At 70.1% G+C, this 25861-nt stretch carries 22 protein-coding genes and 1 tRNA gene; 19 read left to right on the forward strand and 4 right to left on the reverse strand.

Features of this window, described 5'->3' with window-relative positions; translation table 11 throughout:
- Positions 1–195 precede the first annotated feature (195 nt).
- On the forward strand, positions 196–1251 hold the full coding sequence (locus tag OG905_RS26730; RefSeq protein ID WP_328677847.1) for a hypothetical protein: 1056 nt from the start codon (positions 196–198) through the stop codon (positions 1249–1251).
- Between the two features lie 98 nt (positions 1252–1349).
- On the opposite strand, the gene OG905_RS26735 is transcribed toward OG905_RS26730, so the two are convergent.
- Together OG905_RS26735 and OG905_RS26740 are read right to left on the reverse strand one after the other, a co-directional pair.
- The gene (locus OG905_RS26735) at positions 1350–1952 is read right to left on the reverse strand and encodes an acyltransferase (RefSeq protein ID WP_328677848.1); all 603 of its coding nucleotides are present in this window, start codon (positions 1950–1952) and stop codon (positions 1350–1352) included.
- Positions 1953–2007: 55 nt separating this feature from the next.
- Complete coding sequence (locus tag OG905_RS26740; RefSeq protein WP_328677849.1) at positions 2008–3834, reverse strand: hypothetical protein; 1827 nt, start codon at positions 3832–3834, stop codon at positions 2008–2010.
- Positions 3835–4140: 306 nt separating this feature from the next.
- On the opposite strand from OG905_RS26740, the gene rplU reads away from it, so the two are divergent.
- The 11 genes from rplU to OG905_RS26795 all read left to right on the forward strand — a co-directional run bounded on the left by rplU (position 4141) and on the right by OG905_RS26795 (position 17745).
- Positions 4141–4461, forward strand: a complete 321-nt coding sequence (gene rplU, locus OG905_RS26745) for a 50S ribosomal protein L21 (RefSeq protein WP_147986440.1) — start codon at positions 4141–4143, stop codon at positions 4459–4461.
- A 14-nt stretch (positions 4462–4475) separates the two neighbouring features.
- Positions 4476–4730 carry a 50S ribosomal protein L27 gene (gene rpmA, locus OG905_RS26750; protein WP_142217134.1) on the forward strand — a complete coding sequence of 85 codons (255 nt, stop codon included), beginning with the start codon at positions 4476–4478 and terminating at the stop codon, positions 4728–4730.
- 121 nt (positions 4731–4851) lie between these two features.
- Positions 4852–6288, forward strand: a complete 1437-nt coding sequence (gene obgE, locus OG905_RS26755; RefSeq protein WP_328677850.1) for a GTPase ObgE — start codon at positions 4852–4854, stop codon at positions 6286–6288.
- A 328-nt stretch (positions 6289–6616) separates the two neighbouring features.
- Positions 6617–8677, forward strand: coding sequence for a glycosyltransferase family 4 protein (locus OG905_RS26760; protein WP_328677851.1), 2061 nt, complete (start codon positions 6617–6619; stop codon positions 8675–8677).
- Positions 8678–8870: 193 nt separating this feature from the next.
- Positions 8871–10370, forward strand: coding sequence for a bifunctional cytidylyltransferase/SDR family oxidoreductase (locus OG905_RS26765; protein WP_328677852.1), 1500 nt, complete (start codon positions 8871–8873; stop codon positions 10368–10370).
- Between the two features lie 149 nt (positions 10371–10519).
- Entirely contained in the window at positions 10520–12628 is a 2109-nt protein-coding gene (locus OG905_RS26770; protein WP_328677853.1) for a hypothetical protein, read from the forward strand.
- An 86-nt stretch (positions 12629–12714) separates the two neighbouring features.
- Positions 12715–13842, forward strand: a complete 1128-nt coding sequence (gene proB, locus OG905_RS26775) for a glutamate 5-kinase (protein ID WP_328677854.1) — start codon at positions 12715–12717, stop codon at positions 13840–13842.
- A gap of 132 nt (positions 13843–13974) precedes the next feature.
- Positions 13975–14493 (forward strand): hypothetical protein, encoded by a 519-nt coding sequence (locus tag OG905_RS26780; RefSeq protein ID WP_328677855.1) that lies wholly within the window; start codon positions 13975–13977, stop codon positions 14491–14493.
- Positions 14494–14566: 73 nt separating this feature from the next.
- On the forward strand, positions 14567–15859 hold the full coding sequence (locus tag OG905_RS26785) for a glutamate-5-semialdehyde dehydrogenase (RefSeq protein WP_328677856.1): 1293 nt from the start codon (positions 14567–14569) through the stop codon (positions 15857–15859).
- A gap of 78 nt (positions 15860–15937) precedes the next feature.
- The gene (locus OG905_RS26790; RefSeq protein WP_328677857.1) at positions 15938–16537 is read left to right on the forward strand and encodes an SCO2584 family spore wall biosynthesis protein; all 600 of its coding nucleotides are present in this window, start codon (positions 15938–15940) and stop codon (positions 16535–16537) included.
- Positions 16538–16671: 134 nt separating this feature from the next.
- On the forward strand, positions 16672–17745 hold the full coding sequence (locus OG905_RS26795; protein WP_328677858.1) for an SCO2583 family membrane protein: 1074 nt from the start codon (positions 16672–16674) through the stop codon (positions 17743–17745).
- A gap of 145 nt (positions 17746–17890) precedes the next feature.
- Here the strand turns inward: OG905_RS26795 and OG905_RS26800 are convergent, their stop codons facing one another.
- Positions 17891–19012 carry a M48 family metallopeptidase gene (locus OG905_RS26800; protein ID WP_328677859.1) on the reverse strand — a complete coding sequence of 374 codons (1122 nt, stop codon included), beginning with the start codon at positions 19010–19012 and terminating at the stop codon, positions 17891–17893.
- A gap of 317 nt (positions 19013–19329) precedes the next feature.
- On the opposite strand from OG905_RS26800, the gene OG905_RS26805 reads away from it, so the two are divergent.
- From OG905_RS26805 to OG905_RS26830, 6 genes are all read left to right on the forward strand, one after another.
- The gene (locus tag OG905_RS26805; RefSeq protein ID WP_186357104.1) at positions 19330–19491 is read left to right on the forward strand and encodes a hypothetical protein; all 162 of its coding nucleotides are present in this window, start codon (positions 19330–19332) and stop codon (positions 19489–19491) included.
- Positions 19492–19544: 53 nt separating this feature from the next.
- Positions 19545–20168 carry a nicotinate-nucleotide adenylyltransferase gene (nadD, locus tag OG905_RS26810; RefSeq protein WP_142217123.1) on the forward strand — a complete coding sequence of 208 codons (624 nt, stop codon included), beginning with the start codon at positions 19545–19547 and terminating at the stop codon, positions 20166–20168.
- Positions 20169–20187: 19 nt separating this feature from the next.
- Positions 20188–21927 carry an LCP family protein gene (locus tag OG905_RS26815; RefSeq protein WP_328677860.1) on the forward strand — a complete coding sequence of 580 codons (1740 nt, stop codon included), beginning with the start codon at positions 20188–20190 and terminating at the stop codon, positions 21925–21927.
- An 83-nt stretch (positions 21928–22010) separates the two neighbouring features.
- Positions 22011–22442, forward strand: a complete 432-nt coding sequence (gene rsfS / locus OG905_RS26820) for a ribosome silencing factor (protein ID WP_266478842.1) — start codon at positions 22011–22013, stop codon at positions 22440–22442.
- Positions 22439–23104, forward strand: a complete 666-nt coding sequence (locus OG905_RS26825) for a histidine phosphatase family protein (protein ID WP_328682633.1) — start codon at positions 22439–22441, stop codon at positions 23102–23104. Before rsfS ends, OG905_RS26825 begins: the two co-directional genes overlap by 4 nt.
- 105 nt (positions 23105–23209) lie before the next feature.
- Positions 23210–23282 (forward strand) — tRNA-Ala (locus OG905_RS26830).
- A 92-nt stretch (positions 23283–23374) separates the two neighbouring features.
- Here OG905_RS26830 and OG905_RS26835 read toward each other — a convergent pair.
- Positions 23375–24259 (reverse strand): helix-turn-helix transcriptional regulator, encoded by an 885-nt coding sequence (locus tag OG905_RS26835; RefSeq protein WP_443044087.1) that lies wholly within the window; start codon positions 24257–24259, stop codon positions 23375–23377.
- Between the two features lie 95 nt (positions 24260–24354).
- On the opposite strand from OG905_RS26835, the gene OG905_RS26840 reads away from it, so the two are divergent.
- A complete protein-coding gene (locus OG905_RS26840) occupies positions 24355–25791 on the forward strand; it encodes an MFS transporter (RefSeq protein WP_328677861.1) in 1437 nt (478 codons plus the stop codon).
- Positions 25792–25861 lie beyond the last annotated feature (70 nt).

Consider the following 25861-nt stretch of genomic DNA (forward strand, 5'->3'; position numbering starts at 1 on the left):
TCGTGAACGAGGCACAGGAGTGAGGGCCGACCGCGGCCCGGTCGGTGCTGCGAAAACCTGTCGTACTATCGTCGCGCAAGTTTTGCGGGGCGGTCACGCGAAAGACGATGGTGAGCCATGGCGGTCTGGTCCGGACGGAAATCTGCGCGCAGCTCGGACGAGCCGCCGAGCCGAAAGGCCGCTCCGATACCCACTGTGGACACCTCGCTGGCCCCCACCACCGGCTGGCTGGTGCGCGGCAAGGACGGCAGGCTCACAGCGTATGCACCGGGCTCGGACGGCGTGTTGCGCTGGACCGAGACCCGGCCCGGTGGCCCCCAGTGGACCGGGCCCGAACTGATCCCCGGACGCGGCCTGCTGCCGTATCTCTCCATCGCCCAGGGCGCCGACGGCTATGTCCACCTGGTGAGCCTGCGCCGCAGCCGCCTCGCGGACGGCCGGACCGGCACCGATGTGGTGTACGGCGTGCAGTACCAGTCCGGTCTTGCCGTACGTGACTGGTATCCGCTCGGCTCCCCGTACCCGAACGACCCCGATCTCGCCCAGCAGATCGGCCTCCCGTCGGCCGTGATCGACGCCGAGGGCTCGCTGCACGTGTTCGTACGCAACGCGGGCGGCGGCGTCTGCGGACGCGCCCAGGTGCCTTCGGGCAAGTGGAACAAGTGGGCCGACCTCAAGGGCAGCGACGGGGTCGGTACGGTCTCCGCCTCGCTGACTCCGGACGGCCTGATGGAGCTGCTCGTCCCGACCGCGGACCACATCATGCGCTGGGAGCAGGAGACGCCGGGCGTCAAGTTCCAGCGTGCCGACGACATCCCCGCCAAGGCCGCGGCCGACTCGCTCAGCTCGGAGCGCACCGGCGGCAACCGGCTCACGCACTTCTGGCACGACGCCGGGGACAACACGGTCCGCGCCTGGCGCCCGAGCTGCGACGCGGCCCCGCTCGGCAACGGTGCGGGCACCGGACCGGTCGCGCTGCTGCGCACCCCGGTCGACGGTCACGACTGCACGATCCTCGCCCACCGCGACGCCGCAACCGGCCGCCCGGCGCTGGCCGCGTACCCCACCGAGGACGAGTCCTCGGGTGTCAGCTGGACTCTTACGGGTGAGCCCTGCGTGGGCGCTCCGGCGCTCGCGATCGACGCGAGGGGCCGGGTCGTGATGGCGGCGTTCGGTACTGACGGCACGCTGCGGGTCACGCGCCAGAAGGACGAGTCGGGCCTGGCGCTGGAGGCCTGGAGCCGGGTCTGACGGCCATCCGGGACTGACAGGCACCCAGGTCAGAGCGGCACGCGAAACCCCCCGGACGGGGTCCGGGGGGTTTCGTCTGCCTTGGCGGAGCCGTCGCGTCAGACCGCCTGCTCGGCGAGGACGCCGTCCTTCTCCATGTACACCGTGCCGGACTGCGGGCACTCCCAGACGCCCGCCTCGCCCTCGCGCTCCACGAGACGGACACCGGCCCGGCCGACCCAGCCGATCTGCCGGGCGGGCACGCCCACGACCAGCGCGAAGTCCGGTACGTCCTTGGTGACGACCGCGCCCGCGGCGACCATGGACCAGCGTCCGATCCGTACCGGTGCGACGCACACCGAGCGTGCGCCGAGCGATGCGCCCTCGGCGACCTTGACGCCCACGGCCTCCCAGTCGCCGCCGCGCTTCTGCTTGCCGTCGGGGTCGACGGAGCGCGGGTTGTGGTCGTTGGTGAGCACCACGGCCGGGCCGACGAAGACACCGTCGCCGAGCTCGGCGGGCTCGTACACCAGGGCGTAGTTCTGCAGCTTGACGTTGTCGCCGATCTGCACGCCGGTGCCGACGTAGGCGCCGCGGCCGACGACACAGCCCTCACCGAGCTTGGCGCCCTCGCGGATCTGGGCGAGTTCCCAGACGCTGCTCCCGGCGCCGATGACGGCGGTCTCGTCGACCTGGGCGGTGGGCTGGACCCTGTAGTTCACTGTTCTGCCTTCCGGTGCGCTGCTTCGCCCGGCGAGCATACGGCCCGCCGTCCATTCATGGCCTCTGGGTGCGTGCCTTCCTGAGCTGGAGCGCCAGGTACAACCCGGCCGCCGTCGGGACGATCGTGCGGTACCAGCTCACGTCCGGGACCCACCAGGCGTACGCCGCCGCGGGGACGAGGATCGCCAGGCCCACGATGCGCAGCACCCACCAGCGCCTGGGGCGGGGGATGGGCAGGGCCGGGGTGCCCAGGTCCGTCGACATGGTGTCGCGGATGCCCTTGAACACCCCGCGCTTGGCGAGGAGTTGGGCCCCGGGCACGCCGCCCAGGATCTCCTCGCGCTCGCCGAAGCCGTCCGGGAGCGGGGGCAGTCCGAGCGCGGCCACCAGCTCCGACTGCCGCCGGGCCGGGCTGTCGGTGCCGCGCAGCAGCGTGACCAGCGGGCGCGGGTCCACCGCGGGGAAGACGGCGGCAAGGGCCTGCGCGGTGGCGGTGGCCTGTGCGTGGTCGGTGACCGGGGCCGCCGGGTCCCACAGATGGGAGGCGCGGGCCCTGCCCTTGTGGAACAGCGTGAAGCCGCAGCGGTCGGCGGTGCGGCGCAGCACCAGGGCGGGCCACTTCTCGCCTGTGGTGAAGTTGTCCGCGGCCGCCGTCAGCATCTCCTCGCCGGCGAGGAGGCTCGCGCGTCTGCCGGGGGACGCGTCGGGGACGAGTTCGACGTAGCTCATCCCCGTCGCGGACGGGGCGGGGGCGATACGGAGCGAGACACCGCACATCAAGGCCGCCTCGGCGACCTGGTGAGGGCGGGCAGCCGCTATCGCCAGGGAGCGCGGCGCCGGGACGGCCGGTACGGGAGCGGCCGGCCGGGCGTGCCCCGGCGGACGGCCGAAGAACGGGGTCTGGGAGGCGACCTGCATCCGTACGCCGAGACGGAACTCCAGGAACTCCTTGCGGCTGTCACCCACGTACGCCCACGGGAATTCGCGGGCGTGCACGCCGATCGCCCGGAAGACCTCCAGGGCCTCGCTCCAGCGCTCGGCGAAGATCAGCATCAGAGCCAGGTGGTTGCGGAACCCGGCGGCTTCGGGGTCGCCCGGCTCGTACCAGCCCGACAGCTCCAGGGCCCGGGTCACGGCGGCCTCGACGCGGGCGCGGTCGATCGGGCCGTCCTCGGTGGAGTCGTCGGACACCACCTCGTACTCGACCGCGGCCAGCAGCGGCAGCGCGTGCAGTTTCGAGCCGGGCAGCGCCCCTTCGGCGGCCCGCTCGGCGAAGGCGAACATCTCCTCGTGCGAGCCGTACCACTTGTCGCACAGGTACTGCAGGGCCGTGGCATGACAGCCGTAGTGGTGCGGCGCGCGGGCGACGGCCTCCGCCCAGTACGCGTCGAACACATCGCGCGGCGCCTGGATGCCCCGGGCGTGGGTGAGCGCGATCTCCCACGGCACCGGGTCGGTGGGGTTCAGCTCGGCCGCGGCGGCGATGACCGGAACAGCGTCCTCCAGGAGCGCGAAGAAGGCCCGGAACTGGTCCTGCGACACATGCCGGGCGCGGTGGCCGGTCCGTATCTCCCAGGCCTGCTGGATGCACAGATCCGCCTTCACCAGCACCGCGTCGGGGTCATCGGGCGACTTCCCCAGCCAGTCCTCCAGCCAGCCCGGGCTGTGCAGCGCGCACTCGGCAAGCTCCGAGACGCAGACACTGCGCCGCTCCCACTGGGCGCCCAGCCGGGTCTCGGCGAGCAACTCGCCGGCAGGTGCCGCATCGCCGCTCGCGGCGGCGGCGAGCGCGGCACGCAGCGCGGGGTCGGCGACAGCACCGACGGTGACGGCCTCGTCAGGTGGCAGATCCGCGCCCACGGCCGAGCCGTGGCGGAGCATGCGAGGCATCGTGATGAGGGAGCGCAGGGACACGAGCTGATATTGAACAGGCCGCGGTGAGCATCCACCAGAGACGGGTGCCAGGTCCCCGGGAGACTGGGGCCGGGTACCCGGTTTGACCCCCTGGGGGCGGGCCCCGTAACCTTGACCCTCGGTGTGTTTCCATGCACACCCACCCCTGAGCAACTCCCTCCCGACGGCTCCGCCGGTCAGGAGAGGCCGCTCATCCTTCCGGATCGTCGCGGGCTTCAGCCTGTGCGAGCGGCTGGCTTCAGGGGGTCCGTTCCGAGCGAGAGAGAGATCCGCGTGTACGCCATCGTGCGCAGCGGTGGTCGCCAGCACAAGGTTGCTGTCGGCGACATCGTTGAGGTTGACAAGATTTCCACTGCCCAGGTTGGCGACACGGTCGAGCTCTCGACCCTGCTCGTTGTCGACGGCGACGCCGTGACCAGCGACCCGTGGGTGCTGGCCGGAATCAAGGTCACGGCCGAGGTCGTGGACCACCACAAGGGCGCGAAGATCGACATCCTTCGCTACAAGAACAAGACCGGCTACCGCCGTCGCCAGGGTCACCGCCAGCAGTACACGGCGATCAAGGTCACCGGCATCCCCGCGGCTGCGAAGTAAGGGACTGAGGAGACATGGCACACAAGAAGGGCGCATCGTCCACTCGGAACGGGCGCGACTCCAATGCTCAGCGGCTCGGCGTGAAGCGCTTCGGCGGTCAGGTCGTCAACGCCGGTGAGATCCTGGTCCGCCAGCGCGGCACCCACTTCCACCCGGGCAACGGCGTCGGCCGTGGCAAGGACGACACGCTGTTCGCGCTGGACGCCGGCGCGGTGGAGTTCGGTACGCGCCGTGGCCGCAAGGTAGTGAACATCGTTCCGGTCGCCTGACTCAGGCGCCCGTAGAGCGGTTTTCTTTGCGAGGGCGGACCTCGCTTCCCGTTGATCGGGAAGCGGGTCCGCCTTTCGCTTGTTACGTAGAAGACATTCCGTACTTTCTGGAGGCACACCCATGACCACCTTCGTGGACCGCGTCGAGCTGCATGTCGCCGCGGGTAACGGGGGCCACGGCTGCGCCTCCGTTCACCGGGAGAAGTTCAAGCCGCTCGGCGGCCCCGACGGCGGCAACGGCGGCCGTGGCGGCGATGTCATCCTGGTCGTCGACCAGTCGGTGACGACGCTGCTCGACTACCACCACAGCCCGCACCGCAAAGCCACCAACGGCCAGCCCGGCGCCGGCGACAACCGCTCCGGCAAGGACGGCCAGGACCTGGTCCTGCCCGTCCCCGACGGCACCGTCGTCCTCGACAAGCAGGGCAATGTGCTCGCCGACCTGGTCGGTCAGGGCACCACCTTCATCGCGGGCCAGGGCGGCCGGGGCGGCCTCGGCAACGCTGCGCTCGCCTCCGCGCGCCGCAAGGCGCCCGGCTTCGCGCTGCTCGGCGAGCCCGGCGAGGCCCGTGACGTGGTCATGGAGCTCAAGACCGTCGCCGACGTGGCCCTCGTCGGCTACCCGAGCGCGGGCAAGTCCTCGCTGATCTCGGTGCTCAGCGCGGCCAAGCCGAAGATCGCGGACTACCCCTTCACCACGCTCGTACCGAACCTCGGGGTGGTCACCGCGGGGTCGACCGTCTACACCATCGCCGACGTCCCCGGCCTGATCCCGGGCGCCAGCCAGGGCCGTGGCCTGGGCCTGGAGTTCCTGCGCCATGTCGAGCGCTGCTCCGTGCTCGTGCATGTCCTGGACACCGCGACGCTGGAGTCCGACCGTGACCCGGTCTCCGACCTCGATGTGATCGAGGAGGAGCTTCGGCAGTACGGCGGTCTCGACGACCGTCCGCGCATCGTCGTCCTCAACAAGATCGACATCCCGGACGGCCAGGACCTCTCCGACATGATCCGCCCGGACCTTGAGGCGCGCGGTTACCGCGTCTTCGAGGCGTCCGCGGTGGCGCGTACCGGCCTGAAGGAGCTGTCCTTCGCGCTGGCCGAGATCGTCGCCGAGGCGCGCGCGGCCAAGCCGGTGGAGGAGGCGACCCGGATCGTCATCCGCCCGAAGGCGGTCGACGACGCGGGCTTCACGGTCGGGCAGGAAGAGGACGGCCTCTTCCGGGTGCGCGGCGAGAAGCCGGAGCGCTGGGTCCGCCAGACGGACTTCAACAACGACGAGGCCGTGGGCTACCTGGCGGACCGCCTCAGCCGCCTCGGCGTCGAGGAGCAGCTGGTGAAGGCCGGTGCCCGCGCGGGCGACGGCGTGGCCATCGGCCCCGAGGACAACGCGGTCGTCTTCGACTGGGAGCCCTCGATGATGGCGGGCGCGGAGATGCTCGGCCGCCGCGGCGAGGACCACCGCCTGGAGGCCCCGCGCCCCGCGGCCCAGCGCCGCCGGGACCGCGAGGCGGAACGGGACGACGCGCAGCGGGAGTTCGACGAGTTCGATCCGTTCTAGGGCACGTGCGGATGGCTGAGCCGGGTCGGCGGACGGAGTCCGGCGCAGCCGTCCGAAGCCCGGGAGGCCGCTTGCGGCCGAGTGGCGCGAGGGCGGCGTTGAAGATCGGTCCGCGAGGCGGAACGGGACGACGCGCAGCGGGAGTTCGACGAGTTCGACCCCTTCCAGGGGTTCGTTCCAAGAGTTCGGCCCCGATCGCCGGACGGGCTTGGAGAGAAAGCCCGTCCGATTCGCTCTATCGCGTGAAGCGGCACAACCTCTCGCCCCCAATGACCGTCTTGTACGCGGGGGTGGGGCGTATCGCCCCGGCACACGGAACGGAGCGTCGATGAAGATTTCTTTCCTCATCCACACGATTTACGGCATCGGCGGGACCATCCGGACCACGCTGAACCTCGCCGAGGAACTCGCCGACCGGCATGAGGTGGAAATCGTCTCGGTGTTCCGGCACCGCGACGACCCGATCTTCGCCATCGACCCGCGCATCACCGTCGTACCCCTCGTCGACACCCGCCCCGCCTCCCCGTCCAAGGAGACGAAGCACCCGCTCCAGCTGGAGCCCGCAGCGTGCCTGCCCCGGTCCGAGGCGCGGCACAAGGAGTACAGCAGGCTCAGCGACGAGCGGGTGCAGGCCCACTACGCGGGCTCCGACGCGGATGTGGTCATCGGGACCCGGCCGGGACTCGTCGCGTACGTCGCGCAGTTCGGCCCCAAGGGCGCCGTGCTCATCGGGCAGGAGCACATGACGCACAACCATCACAAGGCCGAGCTGCGCGCCGAGATGCGCGACCATCTCGCACGGCTCGACGCTTTTGTGACCGTCTCCGAGGGAGACGCCGCCTCCTACCGCGCGCAGATGCCGCTGCCCGACACCCGCGTGCTCGCCATCCCCAACAGCGTGCCCGAGCCGATGGTCGCGCCGTCGGACACCTCGGGGACGACCGTGGTGGCGGCGGGACGCCTCGCCTCGGAGAAGCAGTACCAGGTGCTCATCGAGGCCTTCGGCAAGGTCGTCGCGGCCCGGCCCGAGTGGACGCTGCGCATCTGCGGCTGGGGCAGCCAGAAGGACCGGCTCCGCCGGAAGATCGACGAGCTCGGCCTCTACAACAGCGTCCATCTCATGGGTCCCCGCTCGCCCATCGAGCCGGAGTGGGTCAAGGGCGCGATCGCCGTTTCCACTTCACGGCACGAATCCTTCGGCATGACGCTCGTGGAGGCCATGCGCTGCGGTCTGCCGGTCGTCAGCACGGACTGCGACTACGGCCCGAGGGAGATCATCGAGGACGGGGTGGACGGGCTGCTCGTCCCGGTCGGTGACGTCGAAGCCATCGCCGATGCCCTGCTGAAGCTCATCGACGACGAGGAGCTGCGCCGTCGGATGGGCGCGGCCGCGCTGCGCAACGCGCGTCGCTTCGCCCCAGGCCCGGTCGCCAAGCAGTACGAGGAGCTCTTCGCGGAGCTGGGCGCGGCCACGGCATCGCGCGGAGGCGCAGGCCAGGTGGCCCGGGCGGCGGGTGAGGGCGAGCAGTTCACGCCCCTCGCGGACTGCCTGGTCGCCGATGACGGCGGGCTGACGGTCAGTCTGATCCCCGGCGGCGGCCGACTCATCGGCCGGGGTGCCGGGCTGCATCTGGTGTGTACGCACCCGGACGCCGGGGTCGAGGCGCGGCGCTTCGCGTTCGACGGGGAGGGGCGGGCGAGGGTGCCCGCCGGTGACCAGTTCCCGGAGGGCGTGTGGACCTGCCAGGTGGAGCTGCCGGACGGCGAGCGGATCGCGCTGGCGACCCGGGCCGTCGACCAGCGCGGATCGATGCGGGCCGCGGCCCGTACGCCCGCGGGCGGCCCGGTCCGCAATCTCGTCCCGTATGTGAAGCAGGGAGTGCTCTCCCTGCGGTCCTGGGTCAGGCCGGTCCACGCCGAGGTCGGTGAGATCCGGCTCACTCAGCAGAGGATCATCATCTCCGGGCGGCTGTTCGCCCCCGGCACTCCCGCCGGCGACCCGGCTCTGCTGCTGCGCCGCCGTGGCAAGGCTCCCGCCGAGCTGACGTTCCCGGCGAGCCGCGAGGGAGCGGACGGCTTCCGGGTCACCGTCCCGTGCGCGGCTCCGGCGGACCGCCAGGCGGATGCGCACGACGTCTGGGACCTGTGGCTGCGCCATACGCCCGACGCGCAGCCGGTCAGGCTCGCTCGGATCTTGGACGACGTGGTGGAGAAGGGTTCCCTCTTCCCGTATCCCGGCATCGACCTGCGCAAGAGGCGCCCCCTGGCGTCGCTGCGCGCGGTGGCCCGCAGGCTCGGCGGCAAGGCGCAGGAGCTGGTCACGGTCAAGGTCTTCTACAGCGCGGCCAACGAACTCGTACTGAACGTTGTCGACAAGCCGATCAAGTAGCCGTGCGCACTCTTGACAACTGTGGTTTCAGTCACCCGGACCCTGCGCCGGGACCCAGCAGTTCCCCCTGTCCAGGGGGTGAACGCCCGGTTTCGCGGAGGTGTGGGGTGCTTGACCACCGCCTTGCGAGACCGTCACGGAGAGTGCGACCATCAGCCCGTCCCCCATTCGTCGCAAGGTAGGTCGGTCGTCTGTGTCTGTGCCGCACGTAGCCAAGCCCCGCACTACAGCCGTTGTGCTCGCCGGTGGTACCGGTCAGCGAGTGGGACTGGCGATCCCGAAGCAGCTGCTGAAGATTGCCGGCAAGGCCGTCATCGAGCACACACTGTCGATCTTCGAGCAAGCGGAGTCCGTCGACAACGTCATCGTACTGATGGCGCCGGGTTTCGTGCCCGATGTGGAGCGGATCATCGCGAGGGCCGGACTCACCAAGGTGACGAAGGTGATTGAGGGTGGCGCGACCCGCAACGAGACCACCGAGCGCGCCATCGAGGCGCTCAGCGAGGGGCTCGCCGAGGGTGAGGACCACAACGTCCTCTTCCATGACGCTGTCCGTCCGCTTCTGTCACAGCGTGTGATCAAGGGCTGTGTCGACGCTCTCGACCGCTATCAGGCCGTCGATGTCGCGATCCCGTCGGCGGACACGATCATCGTGACCCGAACCCACGGCGAGGACGGCGAGTTCATCACCGACGTCCCGGACCGCTCGCGGCTGCGCCGTGGCCAGACCCCGCAGGCCTTCAAGCTCTCCACCATCCGGCGGGCCTACGAGATCGCGGCCAGCGACCCCAACTTCCAGGCGACCGACGACTGCAGCGTCGTGCTCAAATACCTGCCCGACGTACCGATCTACGTGGTCGCGGGCGACGAGTACAACATGAAGGTCACGCAGCCGGTCGACGTCTTCATCGCCGACAAGCTCTTCCAGCTGGCATCCAGCGCGGCCCCGCGCCAGGCCGACGCGGCCGCCTACCGCGAGCTGCTGACCGGCAAGACGCTGGTGGTCTTCGGTGGTTCGTACGGCATCGGCGCGGACATCTGCGCGATCGCGAAGGAGTACGGCGCCCATGTCTACGCGCTGGGCCGCTCCACCACCGGTACGCACGTGGAGAATCCCGAGCATGTCGACGACGCCCTTTCCCGGGCGTATTCCGAGACGGGCCGGGTCGACTACGTCATCAACACGGCCGGTGTGCTGCGTATCGGCAAGCTGGCCGAGACCGACAACAGCACCATCCAGGAAGCGCTGAACGTCAACTACCTCGCGCCGGTGCAGATCGCTCGTGCCTCGTACAAGTATCTGGCGGAGACGAAGGGGCAGTTGCTCCTCTACACCTCCTCCAGCTACACCCGCGGTCGCGCCGAGTACAGCCTCTATTCGTCGACCAAGGCGGCCATGGTGAATCTCACCCAGGCCCTTTCCGACGAATGGGCGGGCGACGGAATTCGCGTCAACTGCGTGAATCCCGAGCGCACGGCGACTCCCATGCGCACCAAGGCTTTCGGCACGGAACCGGAGGGCTCGCTGCTCTCTTCCGAGGCCGTGGCAAGGACCTCGCTGGACGTGCTGCTGTCCGAACTCACCGGCCATGTCATTGATGTCCGGCAGCAGGATCCGACGCGTGAGGCGAGCGAGGCATCAGACTTCGAGAAGGCCCTCGAAGCGGTCCTGGACCGCCAGGAGGATGTGTAATAATCGTTCGTTAAAGTAATTATCGGGCCTTTGTGGTCGCCCTGAGGCGAAAACCTTAAGGCGAGGACAGAGGCCCGAGTTCGTGAAGCCCCACCTTCACAAAACGCCCCAAACGTGAATCAACCGGCACCCCTTGGAGCAGGTTCTTCGTGATTTCGACCGCCATTCGACTGGCTCGCGTCGGCAGCCGGTCAGAGCTGGCCGCAGCGGCTCTGATGGGAGTCGGCTATCCGTGCGTGATGATCGCCGCACTGATCCCGAGCCTCTGGTTCTTCGCGGCTGCCGCTGCCGTGACCTACCCCGCCGACTGGTATCTGCACCAGAAGGGCAGCTACCTGGTCAACCGGCTCAACAAGGTCCGGGCCGGTCTGCCGATCCGCTTCCTGCTGCGTCAGCTCCTGCTGGTTCTGCTGCTCGCCCGTGAGGGTCTGGCGGAGACCAACTTGTTCTACGCGGCCGTCGCCGGGTTCCTGATCTTCTACGGCCTCCAGGCACCGCAGGGCGCGCTCGCGACCCTGATCCGCCTGCGCCGCACGATGCCGGTCGTCACGCGCAACGTCGACCTGAACGCCGTCCGTATCCCCGACGCTCCGCCGAACGCGCTGCTGCGCCGCTCCGGCGAGAAGATGCTCCACCTCGACATCCCGGCGATGGCCGGCGTGGTGATCGCCGCGGGGACCGGCAAGCACGTCATCGGGTATGCGGGCGTCGCCGTCACCCTCGCCCTCGGACTGCTCTACACAGCCGTCCTCGTCCCGTATCTGCGGCGCAATCGCCGCGTGCCGGGCGCGGCCGCCGTGCTCAAGGGCGTCGAGACCTGGCTGCGCGAGTACCAGCCGACCGTCGTCCTGTACTTCTCCGGCTCCGACGACTCCGCGTACCAGGTCAACATGTGGCTCGAGACGATGGAGCAGATCGACGGCCGACCTCTGATCATCATGCGTGAACGCGGCATGGTGCAGAAGCTCGCCGCGACCGCGGTACCGGTCATCTGCGTGCCCGGCGGCATGCATCTGATGAACCTCGACCTGTCCTCGGTCCGCGTCGCGCTGTACCCGGCCAACGTCGGAAAGAACATCCACTTCCTGCGCGTGCCGACCATGAAGCACGTCTTCATCGGTCACGGCGACAGCGACAAACTGGCCAGCGTCAACCCGTTCAGCAAGGTGTACGACGAGGTATGGACCGCGGGCCGCGCGGGTCGCGACCGCTACGCGCTGGCCGACGTCGGCGTGCGCGACGAGGACATCGTCGAGGTGGGCCGCCCGCAGCTGGCTCCCATCACCTCCTGGGCCGGCGCCCCGAAGAACCCCATCCCCACGGTGCTGTACGCCCCCACCTGGGAGGGCTGGGACGACAACCCCGGCAACACCTCTCTGCTGCTGGCAGGCGAGAACATCGTCCGGCGGCTGCTGGAGGCCGAGAAGCCGGTCCGCGTCATCTACAAACCGCACCCCTTCACCGGCATCCGCAACAAGAAGGCCCTCGCCGTCCACGAGCGCATCACCGCGATGGTGCGCGCCGCGGCCGCCGAGCGTGCCGTCGACCCCCGCTGGGCCGGCGAAGCCGCCGCCACCCAGTCGGACCAGGCCGAGGCGAAGGCCGAACTGGCCCATATCCAGGCCCGGTTGGCCGAACTGTCCAAGCCCGGCCGCGCGGGCGGCGACGAGTCGGAGGAGTCGCGGGTCTCCCTCGCCGACCCGGAGCGCCTGGCCGAGATCAAGAGGCTGCGGGCCGAGTGGAACGACGCGTACTGGCGCTCCTGCGGCTGGTGGGAGCACCGGGTCGTCACGGGCTCCGAGCCCAAGCTGTACGACTGCTTCAACGAGGCCGACGGCATGGTCTCCGACATCTCCAGCGTGGTCTCGGACTTCATCGCGAGCGGCAAGCCCTACGCCGTGACCGACTCGGCCGAACTGGGCGAGGAGGAGTTCAAGCGGCAGAACACCGCCGTGCGGGCCGCGGTCATCCTCTCCAACAGCGCCGAGGAACTGAGCGAGCTGCTCGACGCGGTGGCGGATCGTTCCGGCGACAAGCTGGCGGACGCCAGGCGCGAGTTGAGGCGCTATCTGCTCGGCCCGGAGGAGCCCAGCTCGATCGAGCTGTTCAACGCGGCCGTACGGCTGCTGACGGCCAAGGCCGAGGCACGCAACGCCGGTGTGGAGCAGCGCGTCGGAGGCCAGATCATCGGCGAGCTCGACCCCGAGTCGGAGACCCCGGACGCGGAGTCCCAGGAGTCGACCGCGGTCGCACGCTGAAAGGCCGTGGCGCGGGGTGGGTGTGCGCTGTCCAGCCGGTGAAATGACCGCGCACCCGCCCCGCGCCCTGACATAGATTCGGCACTGTGACAGTGGCAAGACAGCAGGTAACGCAAGCCCGCAGGATCGTCGTCAAGGTCGGCTCGTCCTCGCTGACCACGGCATCAGGAGGGCTCGACGCCGACCGCGTCGACGCCCTGGTCGACGTACTCGCCAAGGTCCGCAGCGGCGGCGAGAAGGAGATAGTGCTGGTCTCCTCCGGCGCCATCGCCGCGGGTCTCGCACCGCTGGGCCTGGCCCGCCGCCCCAAGGACCTGGCCCGCCAGCAGGCGGCCGCCAGTGTCGGCCAGGGCCTGCTGGTCGCCCGCTACACCGCCTCCTTCGCCCGCTACGGCGTACGCGTCGGCCAGGTGCTCCTCACCACCGACGACACCAGTCGCCGCGTCCACTACCGCAACGCCTACCGGACCCTGGACCAGCTGCTCGACATGGGCGCCGTCCCGGTCGTCAACGAGAACGACACCGTCGCCACGGACGAGATCCGCTTCGGCGACAACGACCGGCTCGCCGCCCTCGTCGCCCATCTCGTACGGGCCGATCTGCTGGTCCTCCTCTCCGACGTCGACGGGCTGTACGACGGGGATCCGGCCAGGCCCGGCACCTCGCGGATCGAGGAGGTGCGCGGCCCGGAGGACATCGCACACGTACAGATCGGCAGCGCGGGCAAGGCGGGCGTCGGCACCGGCGGGATGGTCACCAAGGTCGAGGCCGCAAGGATCGCCGCGGCGGCGGGTGTCCCCGTCGTCCTCACCTCGGCCGTCCGCGCGGCCGACGCCCTCGCGGGCCGCGCCACCGGCACGTACTTCCACAGCACCGGACGACGCTCGGCCGACCGGCTGCTCTGGCTCGCCCACGCCTCGACGCCGCAGGGCGCACTGACCCTCGACGACGGCGCGGTACGGGCGGTGGTGCAGGGCAGGAAGTCGCTCCTGCCCGCCGGGATCGCCGCCGTCGAGGGTGAGTTCAGCGCGGGCGACCCGGTCGAGCTGCGCGACACGGCGGGCCGCGCAGTGGCCCGTGGGCTCGTCAACTTCGACGCCAAGGAAATCCCGCAGCTGCTCGGCCGCTCGACCCGGGAACTCGCCGAGGAGCTAGGCCCGGCGTACGAGCGTGAAGTCGTACACAGGGACGATCTGGTCGTCCTGCACCCCTGAATCGGCTGAAAGTCCCGTCTTCTCTCAGAGACCTTCACCAAAAGCGCCCCACATCCCGTCCGGGACTGGTCAACTTTGTTGCTGAGGCATGGCGGGGTACAGCAGGACGACACATACAACAGGAGGCCGCCGGTGAGACGAGCGCGCCCAGGGGATGTGCCCCGAGGGCCGGGGGGCTTCCCCCACGCCCGTAGGGCCGTGGGCGAGGAACGAGCCCTGACCAGCGTCGGAGCGGGCGCCGACTTCGACGACGGCGCGGAGAGCCGGGAGAGTGCGAAGGAGACGGACACACACGGCGAGGACCGTCTGCAGTCCAAGCTGTGGCACATCACGCTCAGCGTCTCCGGAGCCGAAGCCCCGCTCAAGGAGGTCCGCCGCGGTCTGGAACAGCTCGCGCACGACCATCCCTTCCTGCTGACCAGCCGGTACGCCAACGACCACGCGGAGATCCGCTACTGGGAGGAGGCGCGGGACCTGCACGACGCCGCGGCGGTGGCGCTGCGGCTGTGGGGCGAGCACCGCTCCAGCGCCCAGCTGCCGCCGTGGGAGATCGTGGGCCTGGAGGTCATCGACCGCCAGACGTACCACCAGCGCATCGCGGAGGGGTACGGTCCGCCGCCGGCCGCCCCGGTGGGCGTACATCCCTTCTGAGGCTCTGTCTCGCAGTTCGGGACAGCCGGCGACGCCCGCCGGGAGCCCCCGCAAAGCGCAGTACCCTGCGGTCATGACGACGTCCTCGCCGCTTTCGCCCTACGACAACCTCTCGCCCGTCGCCCAGGCCGCCTACCGGGCCCGTGGCGCCGCCGCCGACCTGGCCCCGCTGCCGCGCTCGGCGAAGGACGACGCGCTGCTGGCGATCGCGGACGCCCTCGAGGTCCGTACGAGCGAGATCGTCGCGGCCAACGCCGAGGACATCGCGCGGGCCAGGGAGGCAGGCACCAGCGAGTCGATCGTCGACCGGCTCACCCTGACCCCCGAGCGGGTGCGGGCGATCGCCGCCGACGTGCGGGACGTGGCCGCACTGCCCGACCCGGTCGGCGAGGTGGTCCGCGGCTCGACCCTGCCCAACGGCATCGACCTCCGCCAGGTGCGCGTCCCCCTCGGCGTCGTCGGCATCATCTACGAGGCCCGTCCCAACGTCACCGTGGACGCCGCCGCGCTCTGCCTGAAGTCCGGCAACGCGGTCCTGCTGCGCGGCTCCTCCTCCGCGTACGCCTCCAACAGCGCCCTGGTGAAGGTCCTGCGCGACGCGGTCGGCGGCTCGGGCCTGCCCGCCGACGCGGTGCAGCTCGTGCCCGGTGAAAGCCGCGATTCCGTACGGGAGTTGATGCGCGCCCGCGGCCTGGTGGACGTGCTCATCCCGCGCGGCGGCGCCTCCCTGATCCGTACGGTCGTCGAGGAGTCCACCGTCCCCGTCATCGAGACCGGCACCGGCAACTGCCATGTGTACGTGGACGCGCAGACCGACATCGACATGGCCGTCGACATCCTGATCAACTCCAAGGCGCAGCGGCCGAGCGTCTGCAACGCAGCCGAGACCCTTCTGGTCCACCAGGACATCGCGGCCGAGTTCCTGCCGCGCGCCCTCGACGCCCTGGCCGAGGCCGGAGTGACCGTGCACGGCGACGAGCGGGTGCTGGAGTACGGCGACGCCACCAAGGCCACCGTCGTGGCGGCCACGGCCGAGGACTGGGAGACGGAGTACCTCTCCTACGACATCGCCGCGGCCGTGGTCGACTCGCTGGACTCGGCCGTCGCCCACATCCGGCTCTGGTCCTCCGGGCACACCGAGGCGATCGTCACCACCTCGCAGGCAGCGGCCCGCCGGTTCACCCAATTGGTGGACTCCACGACGGTCGCCGTGAACGCGTCCACGCGTTTCACCGACGGTGGCCAGTTCGGATTCGGCGCCGAGATCGGGATCTCCACGCAGAAGCTGCACGCACGAGGTCCGATGGGCCTTCCGGAGCTGACCTCGACGAAGTACATCGTGACAGGAGACGGTCACACCCGGTGACCGTCGGGCGGGTCACCCGAGCGGGGAGACTTCGGACTCTGCCTGCCCAAAGCGACCGCCCAGGTTTACTCTGAAGGCGTGCCGGACGACGTGGGGGGCAGGCCGTTCCCGGACGGCTGGGAGCCCGACGACGACCGCGGGGGCGCGGACGAGGACTTCGCCTCCGTGGTGTTCGACGAGGATTTCGTGCGTGCTGCCGAGATCCATGAGCCGACCGCCGTCGAGCGTCTTCTGGCTGCCGCCGAGGCCCGCGCCGAAGCCGGATCCCGTGGCGGAGTGCCCGACGAAGAGCTCTACGACGACGGCTACGGCCCCGGTCCTTACGGCCGCGAGCGGGCATACGACGACGATGACGACGGCCTGGACTTCGACGACGAGTACACCGGCCCGTACGGCCGCCATGGCGGCGCTCTGCGCCCCTACCGCGGCAGCGCCCGCTGGCACCGCCCCGTGGCCTGGATCCTCGCCCTTCTGATGGGCATCGGAATGGTCGCCCTCGCCTTCACGGCCGTCTACCGCGGAGCCTCGGGCAACCGCCAGGACCAGGTGCCGCCGCCCGCCACGACGGGCGTCGACGCCACCCCCACCGGCGGCCCGACCGCCGACCGGGTGGGCGGGCCCTCCGCCTCCGCGGAGTACTCCGCGCCGCCGGTTTCGGCGGATCCGCGCACTCCGTGATCAGCCCTTGGGCACCCTCGGACAAGCCCCTGATCAGGGGCTGTGCGCCCGCTTGAAAGACTGCGTGAGAACTCGTCAGACATTGTGGAGTACCAGCGCGTTTACGGGGGCCCCGGCGGACCTACCCTGAAAGTATGGCTGGGCGCGGAGACCCGCCCGAGGGGACACCCGAGGGACTCCCCGGCGGTGAGGACGAGTACCGATCCGTCGTCTTCGACGAATCGTTTGTACGGGCTGCGCGGCTGCAGGAGTTCTCTGCGCAGGAACGGATGGGCGAGCACGCGCGCGCTGTGCGCAGCCTTCCCGCCTGGAGCCGCAGGACAGGCTCCAAGCAGGTCCTGGTGCTCATCATGCTCGTCGCGATGGCCTTCGGAACCGCGATCTACCTCGGCATCCGCCACCCCTACCAGACACCGGCCATCAAGCAGGCCGAACCGCTGCGCATCACCATGATCCCGCTAGCCCCGCAGGGCCCAGTCCCGGGCGGCACCCCCGCCGACCTCTACGCTCACAGCCCCGCCGCGAACTTCCGCCTCGGAGCCTCGGGCATCAATCTGCCCGGCGCCCGGCGCACCAAGAACTTCTCCGAGAGCCAGGTCATGACGGCCCTGACCACGGCGAAGGACTACCTCGTGGAGTCCTCCCTCGACCCCGACGTCCTCACGGGCGGCGCGGTGCGGCCGGTGCGGGTGCTGCTCGACCCGGATCAGCTGGAGCAGTTCGACCGGAGTATCGCCACGCCGGCCGCGGACGGCCGCCATGCCGCCACCGGCTGGCTGGTCCGCTTCGACCCGGCGAAGGTGGCTCTGGCCGACACGCAGGTGCGGGTGCAGGGCACGCTGCGCTTCGCCGAGGCGGGGCCCGACGCCCTGGAGGTGACGTCGGACCACACCTTCGCCTATGCGCTGCGTCCGGTCGGCGTGAGCGGACCCGGGGCGAACCAGGCCTCACTGTTCACCGTCCGCCGCGAGCTGCACTTCCGCTTCGACCGGGACGACCTGCACCAGCATCGCGCGGAGCTGCTGGTCAGCTACGTCCAGGCCGGCCCGCAGGCCTGCTCGGCGGACGCCTCCGGAGCCCTGCGTCCGCTGCTCGCCGGCGAGCGGGCGACCGTGGACGGCCCGGCGGGCACGGACCCGTACGCCACGGGCCAGGCCACCGCGGCACTCTGCGGCTCCCTGTCACCAGGCGCGCAGCCCTCGCCATGACGGACTGACGGTGCGGGGCTCGGGCTGACCGGCTGACCGCCTGACCGCCTGACCGCCTGACCGACGGCCGCTCGCGCCGCCTGGCCGACGACGGCCGCTTGGCCGCCTGGCCCACGACGGCCGCCCGGTTGCACCCGGCCCCGTCTCAGCTGTCGCTCTGACCGCCTCCGCCCCCGGTCTCCCCCGCCGGATCGCTGCCGTTGCCGCTGCTCTTCGTGCCGCTGGAGCCCGGGCCGCCGGCCGCCCCCGCGGCGGTGAACTTGTCCCGCAGCTTGCCGCCCAGGTCGCCCGCGCCGCCGGCTATGTCGCCGACCAGCTTCATCAGCGGATCCTTGCTGGTGCGCACCGTGTCCGCGTAGTGCGATGCGGACTCGCGGAAGGAGTCGGACACCGATGCGTCCTTGTCCTCCGTGCGCCGCGGGTAGTGGCCGTCCATGATCCGCTGGTAGTCGCGGCTCGCGGCCCACTTCTTGAGCTCGGCCGCGCGCACCGTGGTGAACGGGTGCGAGCGGGGCAGCACATTGAGGATCTTCAGGACCGAGTCGCGCAGGTCCCCGCCCGCCTCGTACTCCTCGGCCTGCTCCAGGAACGCGTCGACATTCATCTCATGCAGATGGTTGCCACCGGCGATCTTCATCAGGCCGCGCATCGACGCCTGCAGGTCCTGGCCGACCAGCAGTCCGGCGCGGTCCGCCGAGAGCTCCGACTTGCGGAACCACTCGCGCAGCGCGGTGACGATGGCCATGATCGCCACATTGCCGAGCGGGATCCACGCGATCTTCAGCGCGAGGTTGGTGAGGAACAGCAGGATCGTGCGGTAGACGGAGTGGCCGGAGAGGGCGTGGCCCACCTCGTGGCCGACGACCGCCCGCATCTCCTCCTCGTCGAGCAGCTCCACCAGTCCGGTGGTGACGACGATGATCGGCTCGTCCAGGCCGATGCACATGGCATTGGGCCGCGGGTCCTGTGTGACGTACATCGCGGGGACCTTCTCCAGGTCCAGGATGTAGCAGGCGTCCCGCAGCATGGTGTTGAGATGGGCGAACTGAGCGTCGCTCACCCGCACCGAGTCGGAGAGGAAGAGCAGCCGCAGGCTGCGCTCGGGCAGCAGGCCGCTCAACGCCTTGAAGACGGTGTCGAAGCCGCTGAGCTTGCGCAGCGCGACCAGCGCCGAGCGGTCCGCGGGATGTTCGTACGCTCGTGAGGAGATGCCGGCGAAGCGCTTGCGCTGCCTGCTCGGCACGTTCTCGTGACTGCTTTCGGTCATTCAAGCCCCCTGTTGCGCCTGTTGGTGCGTGTGATGGCTCGTCCCCCTGACGGACCCCAGCGTAGGTGCTGCGGCTACGGCCTGGCGGGGGCTGTGGATAACTGAGGAGCACGCCCGACATCGCTCGCCGGAGCGGGGCCCCTCCCGCCTTTCCTGCTGCGCGGCTACCGCGGAAACGGCACCGACGAGCGGGACAACGACTGAGTCGGCGTGAGCGTGCCCGGGCGCCCCGCATACGATGTGCGCGAAGTCTCTCCGCTCCGTCGGAGGCGTCCGATTCCCGAGCTCCGACTCCCGATCGATAGGTCCTGCTGAAGATGAGCCTCACCAGCACCGCCGCCAGCCTGGTCACCCTCGCCGAAGGCGCCGAGCACGGTGGCAACCACGAAAGCCTCAGCCCGTACCTCACCGGTGGCGGCGCGCTCTTCGCGCTCCTCCTGCTGCTGTGGATCACGACGCGCTTCAACCGCGACCGCTGAGTCCGCGGCCGGCGAGTAGGGGCCGTTCCGCGGTGCCAGTAGGCTCTGCACGCATGGGAGAGCAGGAAGTGCCTACCGGTTCCGGTTCCGGCAAGCGCCGACTCGGTGTGATGGGCGGGACGTTCGACCCGATCCACCACGGACACCTGGTGGCCGCCAGTGAGGTGGCCGCCCTGTTCCACCTGGACGAGGTGGTGTTCGTGCCGACCGGGCAGCCGTGGCAGAAGACCCACAAGGCCGTGTCGCCGGCCGAGGACCGGTATCTGATGACGGTCATCGCGACCGCGTCCAACCCGCAGTTCTCGGTCAGCCGCATCGACATCGACCGCGGCGGGCCGACGTACACGATCGATACGCTGCGGGACTTGCGCTCCCTCAACAAGAACGCGGATCTTTTCTTCATCACCGGAGCCGACGCCCTTTCCCAGATCCTCGGCTGGCGGGACGCCGAAGAGCTGTTCTCGCTCGCCCACTTCATCGGTGTGACCCGGCCGGGGCACGATCTGACGGACGACGGGCTGCCCGAGGGCGGTGTCTCCCTGGTGGAGGTTCCGGCGCTGGCGATCTCCTCGACCGACTGCCGGGCGAGGGTGGCGCAGGGCGATCCGGTCTGGTACCTGGTGCCGGACGGTGTGGTGCGCTACATCGACAAGCGCCAGTTGTACCGCGGCGAGTGAGCCACGGAGAGGGGCACCTGTGAACGACCAGCAGAGCCACCCGTACGACCCGTACTACCAACAGCCGCAGGTCATCGGCTACGACGAGTACGGGCAGCCGGTCTATCAGCAGCCCCAGCCGTACGACCCCTACGCGCAGCAGCAACAGCAGCACCCTCAGCAACAACAGGCGCCTGGCCAGGGATACGGCTACGACCCGTACGCACAGCAGCAACAGCAGCAGCGACAGCAGCCGCAGCAGGCGCCGCAGCCGCAGGCCGACCAGTCCCAGCAGTACGACCCGTACGGCCGTCCGCACTCCCAGCAGGGCCAGGGCCCGGGGTACGGCTACGACGGCTACGGCTATGACACCGGCCAGCAGCCCGCCGTCGACACCACCGGGCAGTGGAACATCCCGCAGCGGCCCCCGGCCCCGCCCGCACAGGCGCCCGGGCAGGAGCGGGAGCAGGCCGCGGTGCCCGGCCAGCGCAGGCCCGCGCCCGATCGTGACTACCGCACCGAGCAGTTCTCCTTCATCGAGGAGCCCGACGAGGACTCCGAAGACGTCATCGACTGGCTGAAGTTCACCGAGAGCCGCTCCGAGCGGCGCGAGGAGGCCAAGCGCCGCGGCCGCAACCGCGTCGTCGCGCTGTTCGTCGTCCTGGCGCTGGCTCTCGCCGGCGGCGTCGGCTACCTCTGGTACGCGGGCAAGCTGCCCGGTCTCGCGGACGCCGAGAAGAAGAACAACACGGCCACCGGACCGCAGAAGCGGGACGTGATCGTGGTCCATCTGCACAACACAAAGAAGAAGGGCACCTCCACGGCCCTTCTCGTCGACAACGCCACCACCAAGCAGGGCACCACGGTTCTGCTCCCCAACGCCCTCTCCGTCGCGAACGACGACGGCACCGCCACCACCCTCGGCAAGTCCGTCGAGGACGACGGCTCGACGGGCACCCGTGAGTCGATCGGCACCCTCCTGGGCGCCAAGATCACCGGCACCTGGCGGCTCGACACCCCGTACCTGGAGAACCTCGTCGAGCTGGTCGGCACCATCGACCTGACCACCGACACCGCGGTGCCCGGCGCCAAGAAGGGCGAGCCTCCGCTGGTGAAGAAGGGCGAGAACCAGACGCTCAACGGACGCGCGGCCGTCGCCTACGCCACCTACCTCGGGCCCGGCGAGGCCGAGGCGAAGCAGCTCCAGCGCTTCGGCCAGGTCATGCAGGGCGTCCTGAAGAAGTTCCCCGACGACCCGAAGTCCGCGACCGTCACCGTGGAGACGCTGGCGCAGATCCTCGACCCCTCGCTGCGCGAGAGCGATCTGGGCGCGTCGTTGGCCAAGCTCGCCGAGCACGCGAAGGGCGGCGACTACAAGACGGCGCTGCTGCCGGTCCAGCAGGACGGCACGCTCACCGAGCAGGCCGCCAACAGTGTGGTCAAGGACATCCTGGGTGGCTCGGTCACCGCGCCGGACAAGGACGCAGCCCTCCGGGTGGGCATCAAGAACGCCACCGGGAACACGGGCGCCACCGAGAAGGCCCGGATCGACCTGGTCAACGCCGGTTACGCCGTCGTCGACGCCGGCAAGGCGGACACCGAGTCCACCTCGAAGATCACTTACGGCGACGAGGCGCAGAAGGCCAAGGCGGTCGAGGTCGCCAAGACCTTGGGCCTTCCGACGAGCGCGGTCAAGAAGGGCGCTCGCGCCCCCAACGCCGATGTCTCCGTCGTCCTCGGCACGGACTACAAGTCCGGGAGCTCGTCCACCGACGGATGATCAAGGCTCAATAATCCCGGCAAGGGGTGTCGGTGGTCCGTGAGACCCTTGAGGGGTACCTGACCGCCGACGAAAGCCTGCTTGTGACCGCCACTGATCGCTCCATCGAGCTCGTCAACACCGCCGCTCAGGCGGCTGCCGACCGGCTCGCGCACGACATCATCGCCTACGACGTCAGTGACGTGCTGTCGATCACCGACGCCTTCCTGCTCGCCTCCGCGCCCAACGACCGCCAGGTCAAGTCGATCGTCGACGAGATCGAGGAGCGGCTCAACAAGGAACTCGGCGCCAAGCCGGTGCGCCGCGAGGGCGACCGCGACGCCCGCTGGATCCTGCTCGACTACGTCGACATCGTCGTGCACGTCCAGCACAGCGAGGAGCGCGTCTTCTACGCCCTGGAGCGGCTGTGGAAGGACTGCCCCGAGCTGCCCCTCCCCGAGGACGCGCTGAAGACCCGCGGCAAGGCTGAGGAGCACGCTCGGCTCACCGGTGACCCGGACGGTGAGCTGAGCTGAACGGCAGAGACACCGGAAACAAGAGCGGCGCGGGGCGCCGTGTCGTCCTCTGGCGGCACGGCCAGACCTCGTGGAACCTTCAGCGCCGCTTCCAGGGCTCCACGGACATCGCCCTGACCGATGCCGGCGTCGCCCAGGCGCGCCGTGCCGCCCGGCTGCTCGCTTCCCTCAGGCCCCACGCGATCGTCGCCTCCGACCTCAAGCGGGCGGCGGCCACGGCCGGCGAGCTGGCCGGGATCACCGGCCTCGACGTCTCCTACGACTCGGCTCTGCGCGAGACCTACGCGGGCGCCTGGCAGGGCCTGACTCACGACGAGATCGTCGAGCGGTACGGCGAGCAGTACGCCGCCTGGAAGCGCGGTGAGCCCGTGCGCCGGGGCGGCGGTGAGCTGGAGACGGAGGTCGCCGACCGGGCCGCTCCCGTGGTGCTGCACCATGTCGAGAAGCTTCCCGAGGACGGCACGCTCGTCGTGGTCAGCCACGGCGGCACGATCCGTACCACCATCGGCCGGCTGCTCGGTCTGGAGTCCCACCACTGGGAGAGCCTCGGCGGCCTCTCCAACTGCTGCTGGTCGGTGCTCGGCCAGGGCGCGCGCGGCTGGCGGCTGCTGGAGCACAACGCCGGCACGCTGCCGGAACCGGTCCTCGGCGACGACGACTGACCGGCTCCGGGCCCGGCGTTCGGCCCTGCGACCCCGGATTTCACTTTCCGGCAGGTCGCAGGCTAAAGTTCTTCTTGTTCGCAGCGCGGAGCGCGAAGAACACGCGGGGCTATAGCTCAGTTGGTAGAGCGCCTGCATGGCATGCAGGAGGTCAGGAGTTCAATTCTCCTTAGCTCCACAATCCGGATCCCGTCCTCGCCAGAGGGCGGGACTTCGCGTTTCCCGGGCCGTCATCCGGTTCGTCGCTGCCGGTTCATCGTCTCCGGTTCGTCAGTGGCCGCGGCGGTCGCGCAGCGCCTCGATCCGCTGCCGGCTCTCCTCGTCGTTCGGGGTGTAGGCGACGATCCGGCACCCCGGCATTCCGTTGATCGACAGCGATACGGATGTCATCCGCACCTCGCCGACGGCCTTGTGGCGGAAGGTCTTCACCCGCGGTCCCGGCGGCAGGACATTCCCGCTCTCCCACAGCTCGGTGAAGTAGTCGCTGACGGCCGAGAGCCGGTGGATGAACGACTCCCAGGCGGGCTCGCCCACATGACGTCCGTACGCACCGCGCAGCTGCGCCACCATCAGTGGCAGCTCCGACTCCCGGAAGACCAGCGGGCAGTCCGGCTCGGGCAGGGTGAAGAGCGACCACAGCACATTCCGCAGTCCGAAGCCCTTCGCGTCGTGGCGGGCGAACAGATCGCGGTACGCGTGATTGGTCGCCAGGACGTCGTACCGCTCGTTGTAGACCACGGCCGGGTGCGGGTCCAGGGCGTCGATGATGCCCTGGATCTCCGGGCCGACGCGCTCCGCGCCCTCCTGCCTGTCCGGTGCGTACGGCACCTCCGCGAGGTGGTACAGATGCTCCCGCTCCGGCCGGTCGAGCCGGAGTGTGCGCGCCACGGCGTCCAGGACCTGGGCGGACGCATTGATCGGACGGCCCTGTTCGAGCCAGGTGTACCAGGTGACGCCGACGCCGGAGAGCTGGGCGACCTCCTCGCGGCGCAGCCCCGGGGTGCGTCGCCGCAACCCGGGCGGCATGCCCACGTCGGCGGGTGTCACCCGTGCCCGGCGGCTGCGCAGAAACGCGGCCAGCTCGGGTCTGCGGCGGTGGTGCGTCGCCGCGCCTGTGGTGTTCGTCGTCGCCGTCATCGTGGTCACATCCCCCATGGTCGAGGCCCCGGGCCCGTCCTTGCCAGGTGCTGTCAGTACCAGCATCGGCGGGCTCTCGTTACCCGTACTGGAATGCCGTCAGGCTCGCTGCCATGACGACAACCTCCGCGGAAACTCCACTGGTCAGTAAAGACCCAGGCACTGACAACCGGCCACGCCTGCTGCTCGCGATCGTGCTCGCGGCGCAGTTCATGGCGCTCCTCGACACCTTCATCGTCAATGTCGCGGCCCCCACCATCCGTACCGAACTCGACGCGTCCGGCGCCGGGTTGCAGCTGGTCATCGCCGGTTACACCATCTCGTACGCCGTCCTGCTCATCACCGGCGCGCGGCTCGGGGATCTGCTCGGACACCGACGGGCCTATCTGGGCGGACTGTTGCTCTTCACCGCCGCCTCGCTCGCCTGCGGACTCGCCGCGGACACCGCCCAGTTGATCGCCTTCCGGCTGGTCCAGGGCGGGGGAGCGGCGCTGATGATTCCCCAGGTGCTCAGCCTGATCCAGCGGAACTTCACCGGCGAGGGACGGGTGCGAGCCCTCGGCGCGTACTCGGCGGTTCTGGCCACCGGGGCCGCCGCTGGGCAGGTCGTGGGCGGTGTGCTGGTCAGCGCCGACCTCTTCGGCGCGAGCTGGCGGCCGGTCTTCCTGGTGAACGTCCCGATCGGCCTCGCACTGCTCGTCCTGGGCGCGCGGATACTGCCCAAGGACCGGCGTGAGGAGCCCGAGCGCGCCCGCGGCCTCGACCTGCCCGGTCTGGTGCTGCTCGCCGCCGCTGTGTCGCTGTTCACCGTGCCGCTGGTGCTCGGGCAGGAGCAGGACTGGCCGGCCTGGTCCTGGCTCTCTCTCGCGGCCTCCGTGGTGTTCTTCGGCGCCTTCCTCGCGTACGAGTCACGGCTGGCCGCGCGCGGCGGCGCACCGCTGATCGCGCCGCGCGTGCTGCGTATCCCCGGCATGGGCCGCGCGGTGCTGCGGATCACATTGGTGATGGCGGTGAACGCGGGCTTCCTCTTCACCCTCACCCTGCATGTCCAGGGTGGTCTCGGCCACAGTGCGCTGCGCGCGGGGCTGATGTTCGCGCCGACCGCGGTGATCTTCGGAGCGGTCGGGCTGACCTGGCGGCGCTGGCCCGCCGGCCTGCACAAGGCGCTGGTCCCGGGCGGGTTCGCGCTGACCGCGCTCGCCTGCCTCGCGGTCGGCCTGACGCTGCGGGACGGCGGCGACGGCGGACTGTGGCTGTACCTCGCCTTCATGGGCGTCGGAACCGGTCTGGCGCTCGCCTACAGCCCCACGCTCACCGGCGCGCTCGCGACCGTACGACAGGAGGATGCCGCGGACGCCAGTGGTCTGCTCGTGACGATCGCGCAGCTCGGACAGCTGATCGGAGTCGCCGCATTCGGCACACTCTTCCTGAATCGGCAGACAGTACCTGGGGCGCAGGCGTCGGCTGATGCGCTGTGGGCGTGCGCGCTCGCGCTCGCCGCGGCTTCGATCTTGGGTTCGGTGGCCGGTCTGGTACGTAAACGCCGCTGACCCTCTTGCGTGGTCATGGCAGAATCGGACGGCCGGAGGGGACACCGGCCAGAACGGGAGGGAGAGCACG

Source organism: Streptomyces sp. NBC_00322 (genome assembly GCF_036147535.1).
Taxonomy (GTDB): Bacteria; Actinomycetota; Actinomycetes; order Streptomycetales; family Streptomycetaceae; genus Streptomyces.

Bases quoted from the DNA above. Each gene is read 5' to 3' on its own strand.
- OG905_RS26740 (WP_328677849.1), bottom strand. From the start codon at position 3,834: ATGCTCCGCCACGGCTCGGCCGTGGGCGCGGATCTGCCACCTGACGAG.
- rpmA (WP_142217134.1), top strand. From the start codon at position 4,476: ATGGCACACAAGAAGGGCGCATCGTCCACTCGGAACGGGCGCGACTCC.
- obgE (WP_328677850.1), top strand. From the start codon at position 4,852: ATGACCACCTTCGTGGACCGCGTCGAGCTGCATGTCGCCGCGGGTAAC.
- OG905_RS26760 (WP_328677851.1), top strand. From the start codon at position 6,617: ATGAAGATTTCTTTCCTCATCCACACGATTTACGGCATCGGCGGGACC.
- OG905_RS26785 (WP_328677856.1), top strand. From the start codon at position 14,567: ATGACGACGTCCTCGCCGCTTTCGCCCTACGACAACCTCTCGCCCGTC.
- OG905_RS26795 (WP_328677858.1), top strand. From the start codon at position 16,672: ATGGCTGGGCGCGGAGACCCGCCCGAGGGGACACCCGAGGGACTCCCC.
- OG905_RS26800 (WP_328677859.1), bottom strand. From the start codon at position 19,012: ATGACCGAAAGCAGTCACGAGAACGTGCCGAGCAGGCAGCGCAAGCGC.
- OG905_RS26805 (WP_186357104.1), top strand. From the start codon at position 19,330: ATGAGCCTCACCAGCACCGCCGCCAGCCTGGTCACCCTCGCCGAAGGC.
- nadD (WP_142217123.1), top strand. From the start codon at position 19,545: ATGGGAGAGCAGGAAGTGCCTACCGGTTCCGGTTCCGGCAAGCGCCGA.
- OG905_RS26835 (WP_443044087.1), bottom strand. From the start codon at position 24,259: ATGGGGGATGTGACCACGATGACGGCGACGACGAACACCACAGGCGCG.
- OG905_RS26840 (WP_328677861.1), top strand. From the start codon at position 24,355: ATGACGACAACCTCCGCGGAAACTCCACTGGTCAGTAAAGACCCAGGC.